Origin of the sequence: Desulfovibrio sp. (assembly GCA_016208105.1) — a bacterium.
In the GTDB taxonomy this organism is placed as follows: Bacteria; Desulfobacterota; Desulfovibrionia; order Desulfovibrionales; family Desulfovibrionaceae; genus Fundidesulfovibrio.
Genome location: JACQYS010000022.1, coordinates 498,302 through 518,615 on the forward strand (window position 1 = coordinate 498,302; position 20,314 = coordinate 518,615).

Genomic DNA, 20,314 nt, shown 5'->3' on the forward strand with positions numbered 1-20,314 from the left:
CGTCGAATGGAACGGCTGGTTGTCGCAGAGAGAAAACCAGTAACGCATTCACGGCTAAAGCTACACCGTAGTGGGCATGAACCGCCCACATTCCTTGCCGTCGGTCCGTTTGACCGGGACAAGGCATCGATTGATGGCCTGTTTGAGGTTGTCCCCCACAATCCAGGGGCACCAAGACGCGGGGAGCGGTCCATCGAACAGCTCGGACCAGCGACAGACACCCTTTTCTTCAGGGTCGCTCGAGGACCACTTCGGGGCGAACCAGCAAGAGTCACAACTTTTCATTGCACACCTCCCCCATGAGGATCCCAGTGAAACGGGAAAAGTCAGGATGCATCTTTCTACGTCTTCCTGTGCCGTAAGTTTAACCTGTTATTTTTTTCAGTTGATGGCGGCGACTGTAAAAAATTACAGTTCAATATTTTGTGGGGCACATCTAGGCCATGTGAAAAAGGAGTTTTTCACATGGAAATCGCCAGGAAATGTGTAACTAAAAATCAAATATACTATAAAAAACGGGATATAGTACTAGATTGTGATATAACTGCAAAAAATATTGTTTATCAGAATGAAGTCGAACAGGCTTACCGCTTGAGGCACGAAGTGTTTTCCGGAGAACTCGGTTGGGTCCCGAAGGCCTCCGATGGCAGGGAGGTCGACTCGTACGATGAACACGCCGAACACTTCGGAGTGTACAGGAATCACGAGTTATTGTCCTATCTCCGTCTTGTCATGCCGAGCTATCGGTTCATGCTTGAGAAGGAGTTCTCCTGCCTCGTGTCCAGTGATCATGAAATAGTAAAAACAAGTGATACATGTGAAGTATCAAGGCTTTGCGTGAGCAGTGGCGAGCGCGGAACAAGAATCGATTCGCCGATAGGAATGGTGAGCGTGTCGATGCTGTTGTATCGTTTAGTATATCAGTGGTGCGTTCGTTTTGGGGTGCGCCACCTCTATCTGGTGGTGGAGCACAGGGTGTACAGGCTGCTCAGCATGCTTGGCTTTCCGTGCTCGCTTGTGGGCAAGCCGACCCGGATGCCGGATGGCGTGGTGGCTGTGGCTGCCATAATGGATTGGAGAGAGTTCGAAGAGATAAACCGGAGAAAGAGGCCGGAGCTGGTGTCTTGGTTCAGTCAATCTCAAGCATTCCAAGGTGGGTTGCCACTGCGACCGCTTGAGCCCGGTTCACGACTTCGAGCTTTTTCATGATGTTGTAGACATGGAAGTTCACGGTCCGCTCGCTTATCCCCAGTATGGCGGAGATGTCCCAGGAGCTTTTTCCGTCCTTGAGCCAACCAAGCACCTCTTTTTCCCTGTGGGAAAGGACGTCTCTGTTCCGGACTGTTTTGAGTGCCGAGATGGTGTTGTATGCGGCCAGATGCAGATGGGGGATGATGATTTGCAACACCGCTATGATGTTTTTATCGAATTTCGAGAAGCGGCCTGAGAAAGAAAAGAGACTGGCCTTTTTGCACACCCCGAACGGACGCGCCCCGAAGGTGTACCCGTCGACCAGGCCGAAATCACCGGCCAGGTGGATGAATTCCTTGGCCGGAGGGGTCTTCTTGTATGTATTCGCCCAGAACTGCGGCGAGAATTTCGTGAAGTGTTCTCCCACGATCACATCCACCTTGTTGAATTCCTTCTCCTGATACGTTTTCATCCACTCGTCGGGATAACTGATGTTGGCCAGCTCGTAGTGAACGATGTTGCTGTCCTGGTCGAGCTTGGCCAGGCCGGAGGTGGCCGCGTCAAAGGGGAGAACGTTTTTCAGCTGTTCAAAGATCTCCAGGTAATCCTGGTACGTTGTGCAGTAGAGACATTTTTGGGCGAGCTCCAGGAGAGACAGGGCCTGGCCGCCCGAGAGCAAGGAGAGAGGATCGGCGTGTTTGGAGTGGGGCATGCCGGTGGTGCGGAGTCCTCGCGAAAAAACGCACGGAGACAAGCCCGCGTGGGTTAGGACTCACTGTTAAACGTTTATTCTATTTTAGTTGCCCTATGAACCCTTTGAGGTCAAGAATGATATTTCTCTCCGTTTTTCTATTAACCTATATTAATTGATAGGCTCGGGCCTTGAAGCCGTGGGATCATCCCTTGTGCTCTCGGCTGGTCATGCGCATGGCTCCCGGTATTGCCACGAGAGGAGCAAACGTTGGCGCGAACACGATTGCGCGAAGAGTTTTATCGGGTTAGTGTTAATGAGCTCATCTTGCACGCATCCGGCTGGCGTGCCGCAATTTAACCCGAGGTGAAAAGGGCGTGGACGCTGACAAGACCAAGCTGGAACTGCTCGCGGAGCTTGCCGTGGCGCGCCTTGGAAACGCCCAGCTCCAGGAGGCGCTTTCCGGTTCATCCCCCCACGCGGCGCCTGGCGAAGCGGAGCAGAGCGTCATGCATGAGTCTCATCAGATGCTGCTGCAAGTCCTCGACGCGATACCTGTCAGGGTCTTCTGGAAGGATCTCGATCTCAAGTATCTCGGGTGCAACAAACCCTTCGCTTCCGATGCGGGGCTCAATTCCCCTGAAGACATAGTCGGCAAAAACGATTTCGAAATGGTTTGGGAGGATCAGGCCGAGGCATACCGCGCCGACGACCGGGAGGTGATCGAGAGCGGCCAGCCTAAGCTTGGCTATGAGGAACCCCAGACCGGGCCCGACGGCAACACGTTGTGGCTGCGTACCAGCAAGGTCCCGATGCGCGACGCTTCGGGAAGAATCAGGGGCGTGCTGGGCACCTACGAGGATATCACCAGCCGCAAGAACATGGAGGAAGCCCTCAGGAAGAGCGAGGAAACCTACCGCATCGTGGCGGAGAACACCTACGACTGGGAGTTCTGGCATGATCCAGACGGAAAGTCCCTGTACCAGTCGCCTTCCTGCCGCCGCATCACAGGCCGCGAGTCCTCGGAATTCGTGGTCGATCCAAGTCTTTTGGAGCGCATCATCCATCCCGACGATCTCCCGACGTACCTGGCCCATCGTCACCAGCAGTCATGCGGGGTGCAAACATCGGAGGGGCTGCTTTTCAGGATAGTGCGGCCAAACGGTGAAGTGCGTTTCATCGAACAATGCAGCCAGTCCATTTTCGGCGGCAATGGGGAATATCTGGGGATTCGCGGAAGCAATCGCGACATTACGGAGCGCAAAAAAGCCGAAGGGGCCTTGCGCGAAAGCGAAGCCCGCTATCGCCGTCTTCTCGGTTCGGTGACCAATTACATCTACACGGTCATGGTCGAGGACGGCCAAGTGGTTTCAACCGACCATGGACCCGGATGCGAGGCTGTCACGGGCTACACGTCGAACGATTATGCCGCCGATCCGGACCTCTGGCACAAGATGGTTCATCCCGATGACAGCCCGAACGTTCTGGAACACTCCCGTCAGGCCATTGCGGGCTACCAGTACTTCCCCCTTGAGCACCGGATCATCCACAAGAACGGCAGTATTCGCTGGATTTCGAACACGCTGGTGGCCAGGCGCGATGATGCCGGCAAGGTGGTGGCCTACGACGGCCTGATCGCGGACATCACCGACCGCAGGCAAATGGAGGAGGAACTCTTACGGGCCAAAGAGGCTGCCGAGGCGGCCAGCAACGCCAAGAGCGAATTCATGGCCAACATGAGCCATGAGATACGGACCCCCATGAACGCCATGCTGGGGCTCACCAAGCTGGTGCTCCGGCGGGACCTTTCCGGAGAGCAGCGGGAGTTCCTCGAGGGGGTGTTGGACGCAGGCGACGCGTTGATGCAGATAATCAACGATATTCTCGACTTTTCCAAGATAGAGGCGGGGCGCCTCGAGCTGGAAACGGAAGATTTCGTCCTGCGGGACCTGCTCGATAAAATCATGATGAGCTTCACCGCCCAGGCCCAGAAGAAAAAGATTGAACTGAAGCTCACGGTAGACGATTCCGTCCCCGACTTCCTTAGCGGAGACCAGGGACGGCTCAGGCAGGTTCTGGTCAACCTCCTTGGCAACGCATTGAAATTCACGCCCGCGGGCGAGGTGTCGCTTGGCGTCGAGGTTGAACCGGATGAAGCGCCATCAGGCGAACCAACTGAAGGTCAGCTGGTCAGGCTGGTCTTTCGTGTCCGCGATACGGGTATCGGAATCGCCGAAGACAAACTGGACATGATCTTCGACAGCTTCACCCAGGCCGATTCGTCAACCACGAAACGCTTTGGCGGCACGGGTCTCGGGCTTGCCATATCCAAGAAGATCGTTGGCATGATGGGCGGGGAGATCCGGGCGGAGAGCACGCCTGGCAGCGGCTCGACATTTTCCTTTTCAGCCGTCCTCATTGTGGCGGGTGAGAGCGCCGCGGATGGCGAGGCGGCTCCAGACGCATGCCCGGGAAAGCCCGTGCGAAAGCCCTTGAGAATCCTGCTGGCTGAAGACGACACAATGAACCAGATGTTTGCCCTGTCTTTTTTGCAGGAGGCGGGGCACACGGTGGCAACGGCCTGCAATGGAAAGGTCGTGCTCGAAATGCTTGCCTCCGGAGAATACGACGTCATCCTCATGGACATCTCAATGCCAGAGATGGACGGCGTGCAGGCCACCCGGGTCATTCGCCAGTCAAGCGCGGGCCGATATGATCCGAACATTCCCATCGTGGCCATGACCGCCCACGCCCTGAAAGGCGACCGGGAACGGTTTCTTGCCGCAGGCATGAACGGCTACACGCCAAAGCCGGTGGATATCGAAGAGCTCTTGCGGGTTCTCGATCAGGTAGCGAACGGGAGATGCCTGGTACGCGCCAATGCGTCGGGAAAGAACAGCGAACCTGCGGAGCGCGTTCCCGACCTGGACCGGAAGTGGATCAGGGACCATTATGCCGACAAGCCCGGGATGCTGCGCGAGCTCGTGGAAGTTTTCGGTCGCGAGGTGGCGAAGCGGCTGGATGAAATGCGCGGAGCGCTCAAGGCCGGGGACAAGCACCTCCTGGTCCGGGCCGCGCATACCCTCAAGGGGGCCTCTGGCGTGGTGGGGGCAAGCTTTGTGCGCCAGTGCGCTATGCGTCTGGAGCGGACAGGGCGCGAGGGGATGCTGGAGGGGGCCGGCGCGCTGCTTCGTGAACTCGAGGATGCCGCGGCCAGAGTGCTTAAGATTCTTGAAGAAGAAACCAAATAGAAAGAGCGTCAGCCCAAAAAGATCACTTCTTTTTTACGAAAACAACGCTTCCGTCGGCATCAATCACCCGCTTGGAGTCCGCGAAACCGAAGAGCTGGAGCTGTTTTGCCACCGCTCCTGTCCAGCCCGTCTGGTGGCTCGCACCAAGGCCCGCTCCATTGTCTGCGTGAAAATATTCGAAGAAGAGAAGATGGTCGCGCCAGTGGGGGTCAGTCTGAAAGATGTCCATGTCCCCGAAAACCGGGCGCTTTCCGGACTCGTCGCGCAGAAATATCCGGGCCAGGCGATTTGATATCTCCTGGCTCACGTCAAAGAGGTTCATCATTTTGCCGGACCCGGTGGGGCATTCGATCAGAAACGAATCCCCGTAGTAGCGGTAGTATTGCAGGAGCGACCGGATGATGAGCTGATTGACCGGCATCCATATGGGGCCGCGCCAGTTGGAGTTGCCTCCGAACATTCCGCTGTCCGACTCGCCTGGAACGTAGCCCACCTGGTGTTCCTCTCCCTGGACCCGAAAAACGAACGGATGCTCCAGGTGCTGGCGCGAAAGGGAGCGTATGCCGAAGGGGCTCAAGAACTCATTCTCATCCAGCACGCGGGCCAGTATCCGGCGAAGCCTCTCTTCGTTCACCAGGGCCAGGATGTCCCGGCCGCCGACCCCTCTGTGGTCCGGGCCGATGGGGTGCATGCTCCTGCGCAGTTCAGGCATTTTTTTCAAACGCTGGTCGATCATGGCGTTCACAAGCGGCACCCGCTCGCGCTGCCCCTTTTCGATGATGGTGGTGGCGCACAAGGGCAACAGGCCCACCATGGAGCGGACTTTCAGGCGATGGGCGCTCCCGTCCGGAAGCCGTAAGACGTCGTAATAGAAGCCGTCTTCCTCGTCCCACATGCCGTCGTGGCCCAGACGGTTCATTCCAGAAGCGATCCACACGAAGTGTTCCAGAAACTTGTGGTTCAGTTCCTCGTAGGTGGGGTCGTGGGCGGCCAGTTCCAGGCTCATCTCGATCATGTTCTGGCAGAAAAGGGCCATCCAGGCCGTGCCGTCGGCCTGCTCCAGGACCCCGCCGGAGGGCAGGCCCTTGCTGCGGTCGAAAACGCCGATGTTGTCCAGACCCAAAAAGCCGCCCTCGAAGACGTTCTTGCCGAAACGGTCCTTGCGGTTCACCCACCAGGTGAAGTTGAGCATCAGCTTGGCGAAGGAACGCTTGAGGAACTCCAGGTCGCCCTTGCCGCGCATGGACTGCTCCGTGCGGTACAAGAAGAGCGTGGCCCAGGCATGCACCGGGGGGTTCACGTCGCTGAAGTTCCACTCGTAGGCGGGCACCTGGCCGCTCGGGTGCATATAGTCCGACCGAAGCATGAGCGAGAGCTGGTCCTTGGCGAAATCCGTGTCCACCAGGGCCAGGGCCACGGAATGAAAGGCCAGGTCCCAGGCGGCGTACCAGGGGTATTCCCATTTGTCCGGCATGGAGATGACGTGGTCGTTGACCATGTGGAACCACTCGCTGTTGCGGCAGTAGTGGTTTGGTCCGTGGAGCGGGTGGGCCTGGTGCTCCTTGAGCCACGTGTCCACGTCGAAATGGTAGTACTGCTTGCTCCACATCATTCCGGCCAGGGCCTGGCGCATGACCATGGCCGCGTCCGCGCCCACCGTGTCCGGGGTCAATGCCTGGTAGAATTCGTCCGCCTCCAGAATCCTTTGCGCGAAAACGCTGTCGAATCCGTTCCCGAAGGCGTTTTCGCAGGCTTTACTGTCAGCCGGATCCGGCGCGCGGGAAAGGCGCAGGCGCAAAACGATTTCCTGCCCGGGGGCCACCTCGAGCGTATAATTGGCGCAGGCCTTGGTTCCGGTCTGTTGCGGATTCACCGCCCCCGCGTCGCCGTGCACCAAATAGTTGTTCACGCCGTCCTTCACGTACGGTGAGGCGTTGGGGGTCTTGAAAATGCGTTCGTTGTTCGTCTCGTTTTCGGTGAAGAGAAGATCGCATGAACCGTCGCAGCGCAGGATGCAATCAGGCAGCGACGCGTGAATGGCGGGGTCCGGATGCCTGGCCAGGATGGCCCTGCCACTCCCGGTTTCCAGGCCGCGAAGTTCCGGCTTGGGGCCGCCGTCCGGCCAGGACCAGGTGTTGCGGAACCAGAGGGTGGGGAGCACATGAAGAGGGGCCGGGTCCGGGCCGCGATTGCACACGCTGATCCTGACGAGGATGTCATCCGGGGCGGCCTTGGCGTATTCCACGAAGACGTCGAAATAGCGATTGTCCTTAAAGACTCCGGTGTCCAACAGCTCATATTCTTTTTCGTGGCGGGAGCGGGCCTTGTTGGTCTGGACCAGGTCCGAATACGGGTAGGCCTCTTGAGGGTACTTATAGAGGTACTTCATGTAGGAATGGGTAGGCGTGCTGTCTAAGTAGAAATAGTACTCCTTCACGTCCTCCCCGTGGTTGCCCTCCTCATTGGCCAGTCCGAAAAGCCTCTCCTTTATTATGGGGTCCTTCCCGTTCCACAGGGCCAGGGCGAAGCAGAGAATCTGGCGGTCGTCGCTTATTCCCGCCAGCCCGTCCTCTCCGTTGCGGTAGGCGCGGGAACGGGCATGGTCGTGGGTGAAGGAGTTCCAGGCGTCGCCAGAGTCGCTGTAGTCTTCGCGGACCGTGCCCCATTGCCTCTCGCTTACGTAGGGGCCCCAGAGCTTCCACTGGGCCTTCTTTTTCCTGTCCTCATGGAGTCTTTTCTCTTCTGCGTTCATCGCGTGCTCCGTCCTCGACGGGTGACCCGGGTGACCTGGCGCAGTATCGCCCTGGCTGGCGCCCCTTCGGCCCCCTCCAGCTTCAGGGGCAGGCAGAGAAGGTGCACGGGCCCCGGCTCCACCTTCGACAAGTTAAGCCCTTCGACGATCCACACCCCGGCCCAAAGGAGTATCCGGTGGGTTTCGTCCCCGTCAGGCTGGGCACTGCCGGCTGAGAGAGAATCCACGCCCACCAGCTTCACCTTGCGCGAGGCGAGATAGGCGGCAGCCTCGGGGGTTATGGAAACGAAATCTGGGGAGAAATCGTCGGTTTCCCAGCAGCGTCCAGAATTGCGGGTCTTGAAGAGAAGACGCTCGCCCTTCCTGATGCGGTGTCCGGTCAGCTCCTGGGCGGTGATGGATTGTGAATCCTGGATGGCGATCACCCGGGCGGGGCCGATGCCCGTATCAACCGGCATGTTGTCGATGGCGGTGCCGCCTTGAATGAAGTGGGCGGGTGCGTCCATGTGGGTGCCAGCGTGGGCGCACATGTCGATGCGCGACACCGTGCAGACATCGCCGCGCGTCAGGTCCTGCACGCGGTTTATCCGGGTGGGGGGATCGCCCGGCCAGTGGACCATGCCTGTGCGAAGCGGCACGGAGATGTCTATCCAGGGTGAGACCATCCGGGTGTACTCCATGATGGTTGGCAGGGCCGTAACGGCATCTGCTCCGCGCGGGACCTTCAAGGCCGGACGCGTCAAAGCCGATCATGCCGTTTCAGGAACATGATACTTCGGGATGGCCGGATTGGGCAACAGCAATTGCGAAAAATCAACTATATCAGGCCGAACACCTGGGTGTCAGGCCAAATAGTGCGGGCGGAACGCGGTGCCTTCGCGGCTGGAGCCAATGCTAGGAAAACAGACGGCCGGGGTCGTTGTACACCCAGAATGTGTCCTCGGTGGCGTTGCCGATGAGCGTCAGATCATAGCGCCTGGCGGTTTCCACGGCCTGGCTGGTGGCCACGGCTACGGACACGTACACCCCGATTCCGGCCCGCACGGCCTTGTGCACGATCTCCGAGGCGATGCGCCCGGTGGACACGATCATTTTGTCCCGCAAACCGATGTTCTCCAGCAAACATTGGCCCACGATGGTGTCTATGGCGTTGTGCCTGCCGATGTCCGAGCGGAAGAGAAGCATGTCTTCCGCCGTGCACAGCGACGAATTGTGGCAGCCCCGGGTCAGGCGGTAGAGGGTGGACCGGGCGTGGAGCTCGCGTACCAAGTCCAGTATTTTTTCCGGGCGCAGATACGGTTCGGCCGGCAAGGGGATGCGGGCCAGGCCGGGTTTGCCCTCCGGTGTCTCCGTCTCAGCTTGCGCCAGAAGGTCCCTGCCCATGCCGGAGGTGAGGCTCATGCCGAGAAGCCTGGCCGGGGTTCCCCTTATCTCCACTCGTACCTCGATACCTGTGATACCTGGGCCGTCTTCCGTAACATCCATGGCCGTGATGTCCTGCGCGGTCTCGATCAGGCCGCAGCTGAACAGATACCCCGCCACCAGGAACCTGGGCTCAATGCCCGTGCACTGCATGGAGACCACATCCCGGCCGTTGACCACGATGCGCAGGGGAATCTCCCGGATGGCGTTCACCCGGGTGGTGCGCAGCGTCCCTTCTCGATATTCCTGGATGGCGAAGGCGATATTGGGGTCCATATTTTCCGCTTGCGGTTGGCGATTGAAGTGCACAAGGTCTTGGAGTACCAGTTATAATCATTTTTCCGGCGCGCCAAGGCCGGGGAGCGCCAAGGGCCTGCCCGGCGGGAGGGAACATGAAACGAGGCATACACCCTGAACTCATCGAGCTGGCGGCCGAAGCGGCGGGCCTTGAGGCAGCGCTGTCGCGCCGGGGCTTTCTCATGTTTTCGGCCTGCGCCGTGGGGGGCATCACCGCTCTGGGGTTATGCGAGGCGTTCGGGGCGGATGCTCCGCTGGTTATCCTGGACAACGCCAAGGGGATGCTGCTGGCCGACCCCACCCGCTGCGTGGGCTGCCAGCGCTGCGAACTGGCCTGTACGGAGTTTAACGACGGCCGCGCCCAGCCCACCCTTTCGCGCATCAAGATCGACCGCTCGCTGTATTTCGGCCCTGAAGGCCCGACGGGAGGCCCGCGCATGCAGGGCTCCTGGGGCAACGGGTTGGTGGTCCAGGGCGTGTGCCGCCAATGCCCCCATCCGGTACCCTGCGCCACGGCCTGCCCCCAGGACGCCATCACGGACGACCCCAAAACCGGGGCCAGGGTGGTGAACGCCGCTGCCTGCGTGGGCTGCCGCATGTGCCAGCGGGCCTGCCCCTGGAACGTTATCTCCTTTGACGAACAGCGCCAGAAATCCTCCAAGTGTTTTTTGTGCAACGGCAAGCCCAAGTGCGTGGAAGCCTGCCCGGCCGAAGCGCTACGGTATGTCCCTTGGCGCGATCTCACCCGGGAGGGGGAAAAGGGCGGGGTGCTTTTGTCCCTCATTCCGGCCAACAAGGCCAAGGCCTGCGCCGAGTGCCATGTTCCGTCCGGAAGAAATCCGGCCGCAAAGTAAGGTTTATTCAAGGAGCCCATTATGGCCGCTGCCACCGGAGGCTTTGCCGGGAAGGTGCTGCGGGTGGATCTTTCCACGGGAAAGATCAGCACCCAGGATACTGTGGAGAAATACGGGGACATGCTCGGCGGCACGGGCATGGGGTACCGGGTGCTCTGGGACGAGGTCCCGGCCGGAACCGGCCCATTCGACCCGGCCAACAAGCTGGTCTTCGCCACGGGCGTGCTGGCCGGAACGGGCGTGCCCTGCAACGGGCGAACGGCCGTGACCACCATTTTCCCCACGGTCTGGCCGAAAGCTCTTGTTGGCTCGGGGCACATGGGCGGGCAGTTCGCGGCCAAGCTCAAATACGCGGGGTATGACGGCATTATAATAGAAGGCCGGGCGGACAGGCCTGTATGGCTTTTCATCCGCAATTCCCGGGTGGAGATCCGCGATGCCTCCCGTCTCTGGGGTTCGGGCATCCGACGGGCCACCCTGGAGATCAGCCAGGAAATGGGCGCGGACTGCGCGGTGGCGGCCATCGGCCAGGCCGGGGAGAAGCTTGCCCCCATGGCCATAGTGGCCAATTCCGTGTCGCATTCCGCTGGCGGCGTGGGTGGGGTGATGGGGTCCAAGAATCTGAAGGCCATCGGGGTGCAGGGAAGCGGCGCGGTGCATATCGCGGGGGACAAATCGGAGTGGGAGAAGCTGGTCAAGTTCCACCTTTCCATTCTCGGCGCCAACAACCAGCACGTGGTGCCGAGCTTTCCCACCCCCCAATCCGAGTACTACAATCCGGGTTCCCGCTGGGTGGGCGAGCCGGGCAAACGCTGGGGCGCGGCCGAACCGCCCATCGAAATAACCGGCAACATCTACGATCTTAACCGCATCGCCTTCCGGACCAACAGCGCGGCCTTCTTTTTAGGCGACAACGCCTGGAAGCACACGGTTCGCGGCAACGGCTGCACGGCCTGCCCCATCCGCTGCCATACCATCGTCAAGGTGCCCTCGGTGGCCGCCAAGTACGGCATCAAGGAAATGGGGCAGAACACCTGCACCGGCCTTCTGTTCGGGCGCAGCTTTTTTAAGAAGCTCCCCGGCGGCCTGAAGGGCCAGACCGCCCTGGAAGCCTGCATGGTGGGCATGCACCTGGCTGACGACCTGGGGCTGTGGTGCAACTACGGCCAGTTGCAGCGCGATCTGATGAAGCTTTATCACGACGGACTTCTCAAAACCAAGATCGGCTCGGACGAATACGCCTCCATCCCCTGGGACAAGTATGAGGCCGGCGATCCGGATTTCCTGTTCGACATCATCCCCCGCATCGCGGAGCGAAAGGGGGAGCTGGGCCACGTGCTGAGCCTGGGCACGGGGGGCATCTTCTCCAAGTGGGGTGTTCCCGAAGAGTCCTGGACCAAGGACCATGCGAGCCTCTACTGGAAGATGGGCCACCCCAAGCACCACGCCAACGAGGACGACGGCCAGTGCGGGGTGATCATAAACACCCAGTACAACCGCGACTCCCAGTGCCATTCCCACTGCAACTTCGTGCGAAACGGCCTGCCCCTGGCGGTGCAGAAGAAACTGGCCGAGGACATCTGGGGGTCTGCCGACGCCGTGGACGCGGCCGGCAACTACACCCCCATGAACGCGGCCAAGGCCAGGCGGGCCAGATGGTCCCTGGTGCGCAAGGAACTGCACGACTCGCTTGGTCTGTGCAACTGGATGGGGCCCTGGGTGGCGTCGCCCCTCAAGGAACGGGGCTACTCGGGCGACGACAGCCTGGAATCGAAGTTCTATAGCCTGGCCACGGGCAGGAAGACGGACCGGGCTGAGCTCGACCTGATTGGCGAGCGCATCTTCACCCTGCACCGGGCCCTGACCATAAGGGACATGGGCCGGGCGGACATGCGCGCGGCGCACGACCTGGTGCCTGAATGGGTCTACCACGACAAGGGTGACACGCCCCCCTTCACCAAGGGCACCATCCGCATGGAACAGGCCGACATCGCCCGGGCCATGGATTTATTTTACGAGGTCATGGGCTGGGACAAGGCTCTGGGCGCGCCCACCATGGAGAGCTACGCCAGGCTTGGGCTTGCCGATGTGGGCAAGGGGCTGCAGGCCGCCAAGCTCACTCCCGGCAGCACTGGGGGCAGCACAGGGGGAACCCCGGGGAGCAAGGGATGAAGCCCAGGCAAGACGCCACGTTGTCCCAGGGCGTGACGGACTCCGGGTCAGCTCAGGCCGCCCAGGAAGCGGCGTTGGCGCAGGCCGCGGTTGAGGCGGTTTGCAAGGCCAGCCGGGAAGTGCGGCTGGTGACGCTGGACGAAGTGCTGGCGATGATGGCGGGGGGGGAGGCTGAACGTGCTCCCGAACTGCCGCAGGAGGTCGCTGCGGCCCTGTCGGCTAATCCCGGAATCGCTTCGTTCACGGGGCTCTCCGGCCAGACCCTCTACCACGCCCCGGACATTCTCAGCCGCACCTACGCCCTCATCCTGGACCGCAAAGGCTCCCCGATGGCGCTCATGGCCGAAGAGATCAGGGCCAACTGCCGGGACTACCCCCGACCCGTGCCGGTGGAGCTTTTCGAGGCGCCGCCCTTCGGGCTAACCCCTGAAGAGATAGAGTCGGCCCTGAAAACCATAGCTGTGAGGCCGGAGTGTAAGGATATCACCTTCACCACCGCGTCCACGGGAGCGGTGTATCTGTTCTCAACACGTCACATGGACCGGGGGTACGCGACGTTTCTCGCGGAGCGGGCTGAGACTTTGGTGATGAATCCGTAAGTTGTAGGCCTTTCCCGCGGCCGCATATCCCAAAAAGTTCAGGGCCTTACGACTTCCGCCGTAAGGCCCTGTAATCTTTGGTGGAGGCGATGAGGATCGAACTCACGACCTCAGCGTTGCGAACGCTGCGCTCTCCCAGCTGAGCTACGCCCCCGTAAGAGACGCGCACATTAGGCACTTAGCCGCTGGTGGTCAAGGGGATATGCGCTCCAGGATGGTGCGTATTCTTTGGGCATAGGTATGCTCCCTGGCGATGAGCTCCCGCCACTGCCCGATGAGCCCGTCCCGTTCCGGGCCGCAATTCTTGGCCACCACTGCAATATCCGAGGCTCTCTTGAACGTGATCGGCTTGGTCAGCTCCTCGGGGAAAATGCCCAGGCCCGGCGTGTCGTCGGTGAGAAGGCAGCCCCCAGCGGCCCAGACGTCGAAATGGCGCTGGGTGAGCCCGTGCGGCAGAAGGGGGCTGGTGGCTCCCACAACATACCTCGCCGATGCGTACATGGAGGCCAGGGGACCGTAGTAGTCCACGGATGGGAGCAGGGTGTACGTGGCGTCCACGTGCTTGCGCCAGTCATCGTCTCCGCAGACGGCCAGGTTTCCGGCCTTGGAAGCCTCTTGTATCACCATGGACCGCCAAGCCAGGCCGGACTCCTCCGCCGCGAACCCGGCCCTGCGGGCCTGCCTGCCGGGCCAGAACGAATCGATGCCCAACCGTGCGGCCCACCATCCGAAATCCGGGCGTTCACCGCGTGCGAGCATGGTGTGCGCCTCGGCCCAGGCGTCCTCCTGCACGGTAAGGCCAGCGAAAAAGTCGCTCTTGCCGGGAAAGGCGCTTCGGCCAACGAAAAGAAGCTTGTCAGCCAGATCCGGCCTGCTTGGGGTGGCCTTGAAGAACTCCTGGTTGGCAGCCAGGGGCAGGTGGTGGACGTGCCTGGCGCCGTGGCGCTTGAGGGGCTCCACGAACCAGCTGTCCGTGACGAAGATGTGGACATCCTTCCAGTACCCGCTCTTTACTCCCGAGAGGGAGTGGAAGGGGTTGTCCACGCACCAGACCGCCACGGGCACTTCGGCGCGGGCGAGCAGCGAATACGCCGCTCCGTAGGAATCGAGGCCCGCGAAGTTGATGGAGAGAAAGATTTCGGGCTGGCTCTGCTCAAGGGTTGGAACCAGGCCGTTTACTGCCACAGGCTGGACCAGAAACCCCTCTTCCTGGAGCGCCTGGGCGGCCTCCGAGGCGATAAGGCGTGAGCGCACCAGTGGGATAAGAGCCGTTTTTGCTCCAGAACCGTCGCGCTTGGCGGGGGTAGGCAGGGCAAAGGCCGCTCCCACCGGGCCCCAGAATCCGGGAAACAGGTGCATGGCAGCCTGATACATGAGAACGTTCTGGTCGCTTAGCGGATCAAAGGTATACACCCGTTGCCAGTTGGCCGGTATGTCGGCCTGCCAGTCGGCTCCGGCCTGGTCGAAAAAAGTGGGGCACTCCAGGTAGCTGACCACGGCGTCCGGCGCCAAGCCCTGGGCCATGGCCTGCGGGTCCGGCCCGAGCCCCAGCACCAGCCAGTTCCGGCTTGATGACGTCCTCACGGTCTCGTGGCCGCTGGTGAGCGTTTTTGTAACGCCCAGTTCGTCTTTCAGGCGAAGCCGCCTGGGGAGGGCTGGCATGTGCACGCGGCCTTTGCTACAGGTCCGGGCCGGAGGGGCCATGAAAAAACTGCACGATCATTATTTCAAACGCGCCAAGCAGGAGAACTACCCGGCCCGTTCCGTATACAAGCTTCAGGAGCTGGACGCGAGCTTCAAGCTTATAAAACCCGGCCAGAAGGTGCTGGACCTTGGCGCCACTCCAGGTTCCTGGACCCTTTATGCGGCCCAGAAGGTCGGCCCCACGGGACGGGTGGTGGGTGTGGACAGAAACCCCACGGACACCGCCTTTCCCGAGAACGTCACCTTCCTGGTGTGCGACGCCCTGGAACCCGGGCCGGAGTTCACGGCGCTTCTTGATTCCATGAAACCCTTTCATCTGGTTATAAGCGACATGGCCCCCAACACCACGGGCAACCGCCTGACCGACCAGGCCCGTTCCCTGGAGCTTGTCGAGCAGGCCCTTGCCCTGGCCGGGACTTGCCTGATACAGGGCGGCCACTTCATCGCCAAAGTGTTCATGGGCCCGGATGTGAAGCCGTTCATGGACTCCATGCGCGGGGCCTTTGAAAAGGTCAAGACCGCTAAACCCAAAAGCTCCCGATCGGAGAGCTTCGAGCTGTTCATCGTAGGCCTCGGTTACCGGGGCTGATAGACATATCCGGAGGAGAGATGGCTGGACATTCGAAATGGAAGAACATCCAGGTGCGCAAGGGCGCCCAGGACGCCAAGAAAGGCAAGGTTTTCACCAAGGTCACCAAGGAGCTGATGCTCGCGGCCAAGTCCGGCGGAGGCGATCCGGGCATCAACGCCCGCCTGCGCTCGGCCATTGCCGCGGCCAAGGCCGTGAACCTGCCCAAGGACAAGATCGACACGGCCATCAAGAAGGGCACGGGCGAGCTGGCCGGCGGCAACATCGACGAGATCACCTACGAGGGCTACGGTCAGGCCGGGGTGGCCATCTTGATCGAGGCGGCCACGGACAACCGCAACCGCACCGTGGCCGACATCCGCTCCATCATGAGCAAGAACGGCGGCCAGCTGGGCGAGGCCGGGTGCGTGGGCTGGATGTTCGACAAGAAGGGCGTCATCGAGCTCGACAAGGCCAAGTACGCCGAGGACCAGGTGATGGAGGCCGCCCTTGAGGCCGGAGCCGACGACGTGCTGGGCGAGGGCGACACCTGGGAGATAAACACCGCTCCCGAGGACTTCGACGCCGTGCGCCAGGCCCTGGAGGACGCCGGAATGGAGCTTCTGTCCGCCGAGATCACCATGGTGCCCAAAAACACCGTGGACGTGGACGTGGAGACCGGCCGCAAGCTTTTAAAGCTCCTGGACGCCCTGGACGACTACGACGACGTGCAGCGGACCCATTCCAACTTCGAACTGCCCGAGGCCTTGCTGGCTGAGCTGGGCTAGGGGCCGGATCATGCCGTGCTGCTGCAGGAATGCCAGGGGGGAAGCCTCCGGCGGCCAAAGGGCGGCGCCCTTTGGAATCCCTTCTTGCTTTCGAGCAAGGGCGGCAGGCGCATGGTGATGGTAATGAACGGAGTGGAGGCCTGACATGGCCTCCGTGGTGGTGCTTGGCCTGGACCCCGGCTCGCGCAACACCGGCTGGGGCATCGTCCGCGAACAGTCCGGAGTGCTGTCCCTGGTTGACGCCGGGGTCATCCGGGTGGAGCGCCTGGGCCACATGGACCTGCGCCTGGGGGCCATATTCGAGGAGCTGGCCAAGCTCCTGGCCAGCCACAAGCCGGACGAGGCGGCCATGGAGGATGTGTTCGTCTCCAAGAACGTCTCCTCGGCGCTTAAGCTTGGGCAGGCCCGGGGCGCGGCCATGGCATGCTGCGCCGTTGCCGGGCTGAGAGTTCATGCCTACGAGCCCACCGTGGTGAAAAAAAGCCTGGTGGGCGTGGGCCGGGCTGAAAAGTCGCAGGTGGCCTTCATGGTCGCACAGGTGCTCGGATGCCGAAAACCGCTGGCCGCAGACGCTTCGGACGCGCTCGCCGTGGCCGTGTGCCACTTGAACCAGAGGCGCGTGAAGCGCCTCTCAGGGGAGCCATGATCGCCTATCTTCGCGGTGAACTCCTGGAGAAATCCGAAAAGAGCTGCCTGGTCCTCACGGCCTCGGGTGTCGGCTATGAACTGAGCGTGTCCACGCCCACGGCTGCCAACCTCCCGGGCAAGGGCGAAGAGACCTCCCTGTACGTGCACGCCCAGACCGGCGAAGACGGCACCCGCCTCTTCGGCTTCGCTTCAGGCGAGGAGCGCCGGGCCTTCCGCTCGCTCATCGAGGTTCCCAAATTAGGCCCCAAGACCGCGCTTTCCATGCTTTCCTGCTACTCGGTGGCGGACCTGGCCTCCATTGCCGCGCGCGAGGACGTCGCGGCCCTGTCCCAGGTGCCCGGCATTGGCAAGAAGAGCGCCCAGCGCATGATCCTGGAACTCAAGTACGCCCTGGCTGACATCTCCGCCTCGCCCCAGGCCGTGTCCGGGCAGACCCCGGCCGGGTCCGTGTTCCGCGACGCCCTGGCGGCCCTGGTCAACTTGGGCTATACGGATTCCCAGGCCGGTCCCATCCTGCGCGAGGCCCTGGAGGCCGAACCGGACCTGGACGTGGCCCAGGCCATACGCGCCTGCTTGAAAAAGATCGCGGCCTCCAAAGCATGACCAAGCCCGTAGAAGACACCATACGCCCCAACCGCCTGGCTGATTTCATCGGCCAGGACGACCTGCGCTCCAATCTGCAGGTCTATCTCTCTTCGGCAACCGAGCGGGGCAAGTCCCTGGACCACACCCTTTTCTACGGCCCGCCGGGTCTGGGAAAGACCACCCTGGCCCAGATAATGTCCTCGGAACTGGGGGTGAACCTCATCTCCACCTCGGGCCCGGTGCTGGAACGTGGCGGCGATCTGGCCGCCATTCTCACCAATCTTGGCAGCCACGACATCCTCTTCATCGACGAAATCCACCGCATGCCTCCGGCCGTTGAGGAGATCCTCTATCCGGCCATGGAGGACTTCAAGCTGGACCTCATCATCGGCCAGGGGCCCGGCGCGCGCACGGTGAAAATTGATCTCGAGCCCTTCACCCTGGTGGGGGCCACCACCCGCATCGGACTTCTCACCTCACCCCTGCGCGACCGCTTCGGCGTGATCTTCCGCCTGGATTTCTACTCGCCCAAGGAACTGGCCACCATCGTCACCCGGGCCGCCAAGATACTTGGCGTCAAGCTCACCCCGGAGGCGGCCCTGGAGATCGGCAAGCGTTCGCGGGGCACGCCCCGCATCGCCGGGCGACTTTTGCGGCGGGTGCGCGACTTCGCCGTGGTGTCCTCCATCGAGGTCATCGACGAGGAACTCTCCCGCGTGGCCCTTGGGCGCATGGACGTGGACCCGCACGGCCTGGACCAGATGGACCGCAAGATACTCTCCTGCCTGGTGGACCAGTTCGGCGGAGGCCCCGTCGGGGTGAAGACCCTGGCCGTGGCCTGCTCCGAGGAAGTGCGGACCCTGGAGGACATCTACGAGCCGTATTTGATCCAGTGCGGCCTCATTAAGCGGACATCGCGCGGGCGGGTGGCCACGGCCAAGGCCTACCAGCACCTGAAGACGCACGCGCTGGGCTGAAGACGCTTGGAAGAGGAAGATGCCTCCGGCGGCCAAAGGGACTTCGTCCCTTTGGAATCCCATATAGCCGAAGCGGCAAATCAGGAGAATCACCCTTAAACCCGCCTGTGCGGCGGGGCACAGGCGAGACAATGCCCGCAAAACACCTCGACGTGGCCCTTCTGGCCTATACCCCGGAACCGCTTTCGCTCATCTACGCCGCCTTCCGCCAGTGCTACCACGCCGGTTTCGTGGCGGACATGTGGCCCAGGCTACTGGCCGGGGAAATATCGCGCGAAAAGCAGGCCGAGTTCGTGGCCAAGATTCTGGAATCCGGGCACGTGAGCCCCATCGAGCACGTGAGCTTCACCTTCGCCATCGAGGGCGTGTCCCGGGCGCTCACCCACCAGCTGGTGCGCCACCGCATCGCCAGCTACTCGCAGCAGTCCCAGCGCTATGTCGACGCCTCCGCCTTTGATTATATCCTCCCGCCAGCCATCAAGAAGATCCCCGAGGCCAAGGCCCGCTTCGAGGCCTTCATGGAAGAGGTGGGGGCCACCTACCGGGATCTCAAAGAAATTCTTGAACAACACGGGCGCAAGGACAAGGCCAAGGAGGACGCTCGCTTCGTGCTCCCCCAGGCCGCCGAGACCCGCATCGTGGCCACCATGAACTGCCGGTCACTCTTTAACTTCTTCGAACACCGCTCCTGCATGCGCGCCCAATGGGAGATACGCGCCCTGTCTGACAAGATGCTCTCGCTGTGCCGCGCTTCCCTGCCCGAGGTCTTTAACGTTGCCGGGGCCAAGTGCGAACGCCTGGGCTACTGTCCCGAAGGCGAAAAATTCACCTGCGGCAAATATCCGCTGCCTAACAACCCCTTGTAAAAGTCGATTTTCTTAAGCCTGTTCAAAAAACCAGCTGGCAAGGCGCTGACAAAAGTCAAGGCTGAAGCGTATTTGACATACGCGAAGGTTTGACTTTTGTGCGGCAACGCCGCCAGGGGGAATTTTTCAACAGGCTGCCTGGAGCCTAACTGGTCTTGACCTGAAGCTGCCTCTGGTTCACACAGGGTCTATGCGGCCCCATCTTTATTTATTTCTATTTATTCTTATCTGCTTGTCCCCGGTCGGCTGCCTGGCCGGAGGGGAGGAGTCGGACGATCCGGATGGCGTCCTCGGCGCAGCGCGCAAGCAGAGCGTGGAGCGGGGGCTGCTAGGGCCTGTGGGCTGGGAAAAGGCCACCATCCAGCAACGCATGGAGGACCTGAAGGTCCCGGCCGTGGCCGTGGCGGTGGTGGACGGCTGCCAGCTTGACTGGGCCGACGGCTTCGGAGCGGATGTCACGGCCAGAACCCTCTTTCAGGCCGCCTCCATCAGCAAGACGATCACGGCCCTCACGGCACTGCGCATGGCCTCGGACAAAAAGCTCGACCTGGACGCGCAAGCCGGGGCGCCAGGCGTCACCATGGCCCGGTTGCTGAACCACAGCGCAGGCTTTTCCGTGCCGGGTTTCCCCGGGTATGCCCCGGACGGTCTGCTTCCCTCCCTGGATCAGGTGCTGTCCGGCCAGTCGCCTTCCGCCACACCCGAGGTGGCAATCGTTGGCGAACCGGGAAAGGGCTTCGCCTACTCCGGGGGGGGGACCCTGTTGGTCCAAAGAGCCATGGAGCGTGCCGCTGGCAAACCGTTTGCGGAACGTGGCTATTGCCTTCGCTCCGCAATTTCCATACTTTATAGAAAGAATCTAGACTGTTGAGGAGGCTCGCCATGGCCAAACCTTACCACGATATGGACCTGATTACATTCCAGCGCCGGTTCGGAACCGAAAAGGCCT

At 61.4% G+C, this 20,314-nt stretch carries 18 protein-coding genes and 1 tRNA gene; 12 read left to right on the plus strand and 7 right to left on the minus strand.

Annotated elements, in window-relative coordinates:
* Positions 1–60 precede the first annotated feature (60 nt).
* A complete protein-coding gene (locus HY795_14855) occupies positions 61–285 on the minus strand; it encodes a hypothetical protein (protein MBI4806507.1) in 225 nt (74 codons plus the stop codon).
* Positions 286–465: 180 nt separating this feature from the next.
* Here HY795_14855 and HY795_14860 point away from each other — a divergent pair, with 180 nt between their 5' ends.
* Entirely contained in the window at positions 466–1,209 is a 744-nt protein-coding gene (locus HY795_14860; GenBank protein ID MBI4806508.1) for a GNAT family N-acetyltransferase, read from the plus strand.
* On the opposite strand, the gene HY795_14865 is transcribed toward HY795_14860, so the two are convergent.
* On the minus strand, positions 1,130–1,903 hold the full coding sequence (locus HY795_14865) for a LuxR family transcriptional regulator (GenBank protein ID MBI4806509.1): 774 nt from the start codon (positions 1,901–1,903) through the stop codon (positions 1,130–1,132). The two genes, HY795_14860 and HY795_14865, sit on opposite strands and share 80 nt — an antisense overlap.
* Positions 1,904–2,259: 356 nt before the next feature.
* On the opposite strand from HY795_14865, the gene HY795_14870 reads away from it, so the two are divergent.
* A complete protein-coding gene (locus HY795_14870) occupies positions 2,260–5,133 on the plus strand; it encodes a PAS domain S-box protein (GenBank protein MBI4806510.1) in 2,874 nt (957 codons plus the stop codon).
* A 22-nt stretch (positions 5,134–5,155) separates the two neighbouring features.
* Here the strand turns inward: HY795_14870 and HY795_14875 are convergent, their stop codons facing one another.
* The 3 genes from HY795_14875 to fdhD form a co-directional block, all read right to left on the minus strand.
* Entirely contained in the window at positions 5,156–7,885 is a 2,730-nt protein-coding gene (locus HY795_14875) for a glucosidase (GenBank protein MBI4806511.1), read from the minus strand.
* A complete protein-coding gene (locus HY795_14880) occupies positions 7,882–8,565 on the minus strand; it encodes a cyclase family protein (GenBank protein ID MBI4806512.1) in 684 nt (227 codons plus the stop codon). Before HY795_14880 ends, HY795_14875 begins: the two co-directional genes overlap by 4 nt.
* Before the next feature lie 214 nt (positions 8,566–8,779).
* A complete protein-coding gene (gene fdhD / locus HY795_14885; GenBank protein MBI4806513.1) occupies positions 8,780–9,583 on the minus strand; it encodes a formate dehydrogenase accessory sulfurtransferase FdhD in 804 nt (267 codons plus the stop codon).
* A gap of 116 nt (positions 9,584–9,699) precedes the next feature.
* Between fdhD and HY795_14890 the strand changes: the two genes are divergently transcribed.
* The 3 genes from HY795_14890 to HY795_14900 are packed head-to-tail and all read left to right on the plus strand — an operon-like array spanning position 9,700 to position 13,229.
* On the plus strand, positions 9,700–10,458 hold the full coding sequence (locus HY795_14890) for a 4Fe-4S dicluster domain-containing protein (protein ID MBI4806514.1): 759 nt from the start codon (positions 9,700–9,702) through the stop codon (positions 10,456–10,458).
* Positions 10,459–10,479: 21 nt separating this feature from the next.
* Positions 10,480–12,630, plus strand: coding sequence for an aldehyde ferredoxin oxidoreductase (locus tag HY795_14895; protein ID MBI4806515.1), 2,151 nt, complete (start codon positions 10,480–10,482; stop codon positions 12,628–12,630).
* Positions 12,631–12,662: 32 nt separating this feature from the next.
* Positions 12,663–13,229 carry a hypothetical protein gene (locus HY795_14900; GenBank protein ID MBI4806516.1) on the plus strand — a complete coding sequence of 189 codons (567 nt, stop codon included), beginning with the start codon at positions 12,663–12,665 and terminating at the stop codon, positions 13,227–13,229.
* 78 nt (positions 13,230–13,307) lie between these two features.
* Here HY795_14900 and HY795_14905 read toward each other — a convergent pair.
* Positions 13,308–13,383: transfer RNA gene (locus HY795_14905), tRNA-Ala, on the minus strand.
* 38 nt (positions 13,384–13,421) lie between these two features.
* On the minus strand, positions 13,422–14,891 hold the full coding sequence (locus HY795_14910; GenBank protein ID MBI4806517.1) for a glycosyltransferase: 1,470 nt from the start codon (positions 14,889–14,891) through the stop codon (positions 13,422–13,424).
* 40 nt (positions 14,892–14,931) lie between these two features.
* Here HY795_14910 and HY795_14915 point away from each other — a divergent pair, with 40 nt between their 5' ends.
* From HY795_14915 to HY795_14945, 7 genes are all read left to right on the plus strand, one after another.
* Positions 14,932–15,522 (plus strand): RlmE family RNA methyltransferase, encoded by a 591-nt coding sequence (locus HY795_14915; GenBank protein ID MBI4806518.1) that lies wholly within the window; start codon positions 14,932–14,934, stop codon positions 15,520–15,522.
* A gap of 20 nt (positions 15,523–15,542) precedes the next feature.
* Entirely contained in the window at positions 15,543–16,289 is a 747-nt protein-coding gene (locus tag HY795_14920; GenBank protein ID MBI4806519.1) for a YebC/PmpR family DNA-binding transcriptional regulator, read from the plus strand.
* A gap of 145 nt (positions 16,290–16,434) precedes the next feature.
* Complete coding sequence (gene ruvC / locus HY795_14925; protein MBI4806520.1) at positions 16,435–16,935, plus strand: crossover junction endodeoxyribonuclease RuvC; 501 nt, start codon at positions 16,435–16,437, stop codon at positions 16,933–16,935.
* Entirely contained in the window at positions 16,932–17,540 is a 609-nt protein-coding gene (gene ruvA / locus HY795_14930; GenBank protein MBI4806521.1) for a Holliday junction branch migration protein RuvA, read from the plus strand. Before ruvC ends, ruvA begins: the two co-directional genes overlap by 4 nt.
* A complete protein-coding gene (gene ruvB, locus HY795_14935) occupies positions 17,537–18,499 on the plus strand; it encodes a Holliday junction branch migration DNA helicase RuvB (GenBank protein MBI4806522.1) in 963 nt (320 codons plus the stop codon). Before ruvA ends, ruvB begins: the two co-directional genes overlap by 4 nt.
* A 131-nt stretch (positions 18,500–18,630) precedes the next feature.
* Positions 18,631–19,365 carry an FAD-dependent thymidylate synthase gene (locus HY795_14940; GenBank protein MBI4806523.1) on the plus strand — a complete coding sequence of 245 codons (735 nt, stop codon included), beginning with the start codon at positions 18,631–18,633 and terminating at the stop codon, positions 19,363–19,365.
* Between the two features lie 190 nt (positions 19,366–19,555).
* Positions 19,556–20,236, plus strand: a complete 681-nt coding sequence (locus HY795_14945) for a beta-lactamase family protein (protein MBI4806524.1) — start codon at positions 19,556–19,558, stop codon at positions 20,234–20,236.
* The last annotated feature ends 78 nt before the right edge of the window (positions 20,237–20,314 follow it).

Excerpts from the sequence above, each read along its gene's own strand:
- HY795_14860 (MBI4806508.1), top strand. The coding sequence starts at position 466 with ATGGAAATCGCCAGGAAATGTGTAACTAAAAATCAAATATACTATAAA.
- ruvA (MBI4806521.1), top strand. The coding sequence starts at position 16,932 with ATGATCGCCTATCTTCGCGGTGAACTCCTGGAGAAATCCGAAAAGAGC.
- HY795_14875 (MBI4806511.1), bottom strand. The coding sequence starts at position 7,885 with ATGAACGCAGAAGAGAAAAGACTCCATGAGGACAGGAAAAAGAAGGCC.
- HY795_14940 (MBI4806523.1), top strand. The coding sequence starts at position 18,631 with ATGCCCGCAAAACACCTCGACGTGGCCCTTCTGGCCTATACCCCGGAA.
- HY795_14890 (MBI4806514.1), top strand. The coding sequence starts at position 9,700 with ATGAAACGAGGCATACACCCTGAACTCATCGAGCTGGCGGCCGAAGCG.
- fdhD (MBI4806513.1), bottom strand. The coding sequence starts at position 9,583 with ATGGACCCCAATATCGCCTTCGCCATCCAGGAATATCGAGAAGGGACG.
- HY795_14920 (MBI4806519.1), top strand. The coding sequence starts at position 15,543 with ATGGCTGGACATTCGAAATGGAAGAACATCCAGGTGCGCAAGGGCGCC.
- HY795_14880 (MBI4806512.1), bottom strand. The coding sequence starts at position 8,565 with ATGGAGTACACCCGGATGGTCTCACCCTGGATAGACATCTCCGTGCCG.
- ruvB (MBI4806522.1), top strand. The coding sequence starts at position 17,537 with ATGACCAAGCCCGTAGAAGACACCATACGCCCCAACCGCCTGGCTGAT.
- HY795_14915 (MBI4806518.1), top strand. The coding sequence starts at position 14,932 with ATGAAAAAACTGCACGATCATTATTTCAAACGCGCCAAGCAGGAGAAC.
- HY795_14945 (MBI4806524.1), top strand. The coding sequence starts at position 19,556 with ATGCGGCCCCATCTTTATTTATTTCTATTTATTCTTATCTGCTTGTCC.
- HY795_14910 (MBI4806517.1), bottom strand. The coding sequence starts at position 14,891 with ATGCCAGCCCTCCCCAGGCGGCTTCGCCTGAAAGACGAACTGGGCGTT.
- HY795_14895 (MBI4806515.1), top strand. The coding sequence starts at position 10,480 with ATGGCCGCTGCCACCGGAGGCTTTGCCGGGAAGGTGCTGCGGGTGGAT.
- ruvC (MBI4806520.1), top strand. The coding sequence starts at position 16,435 with ATGGCCTCCGTGGTGGTGCTTGGCCTGGACCCCGGCTCGCGCAACACC.
- HY795_14865 (MBI4806509.1), bottom strand. The coding sequence starts at position 1,903 with ATGCCCCACTCCAAACACGCCGATCCTCTCTCCTTGCTCTCGGGCGGC.
- HY795_14855 (MBI4806507.1), bottom strand. The coding sequence starts at position 285 with ATGAAAAGTTGTGACTCTTGCTGGTTCGCCCCGAAGTGGTCCTCGAGC.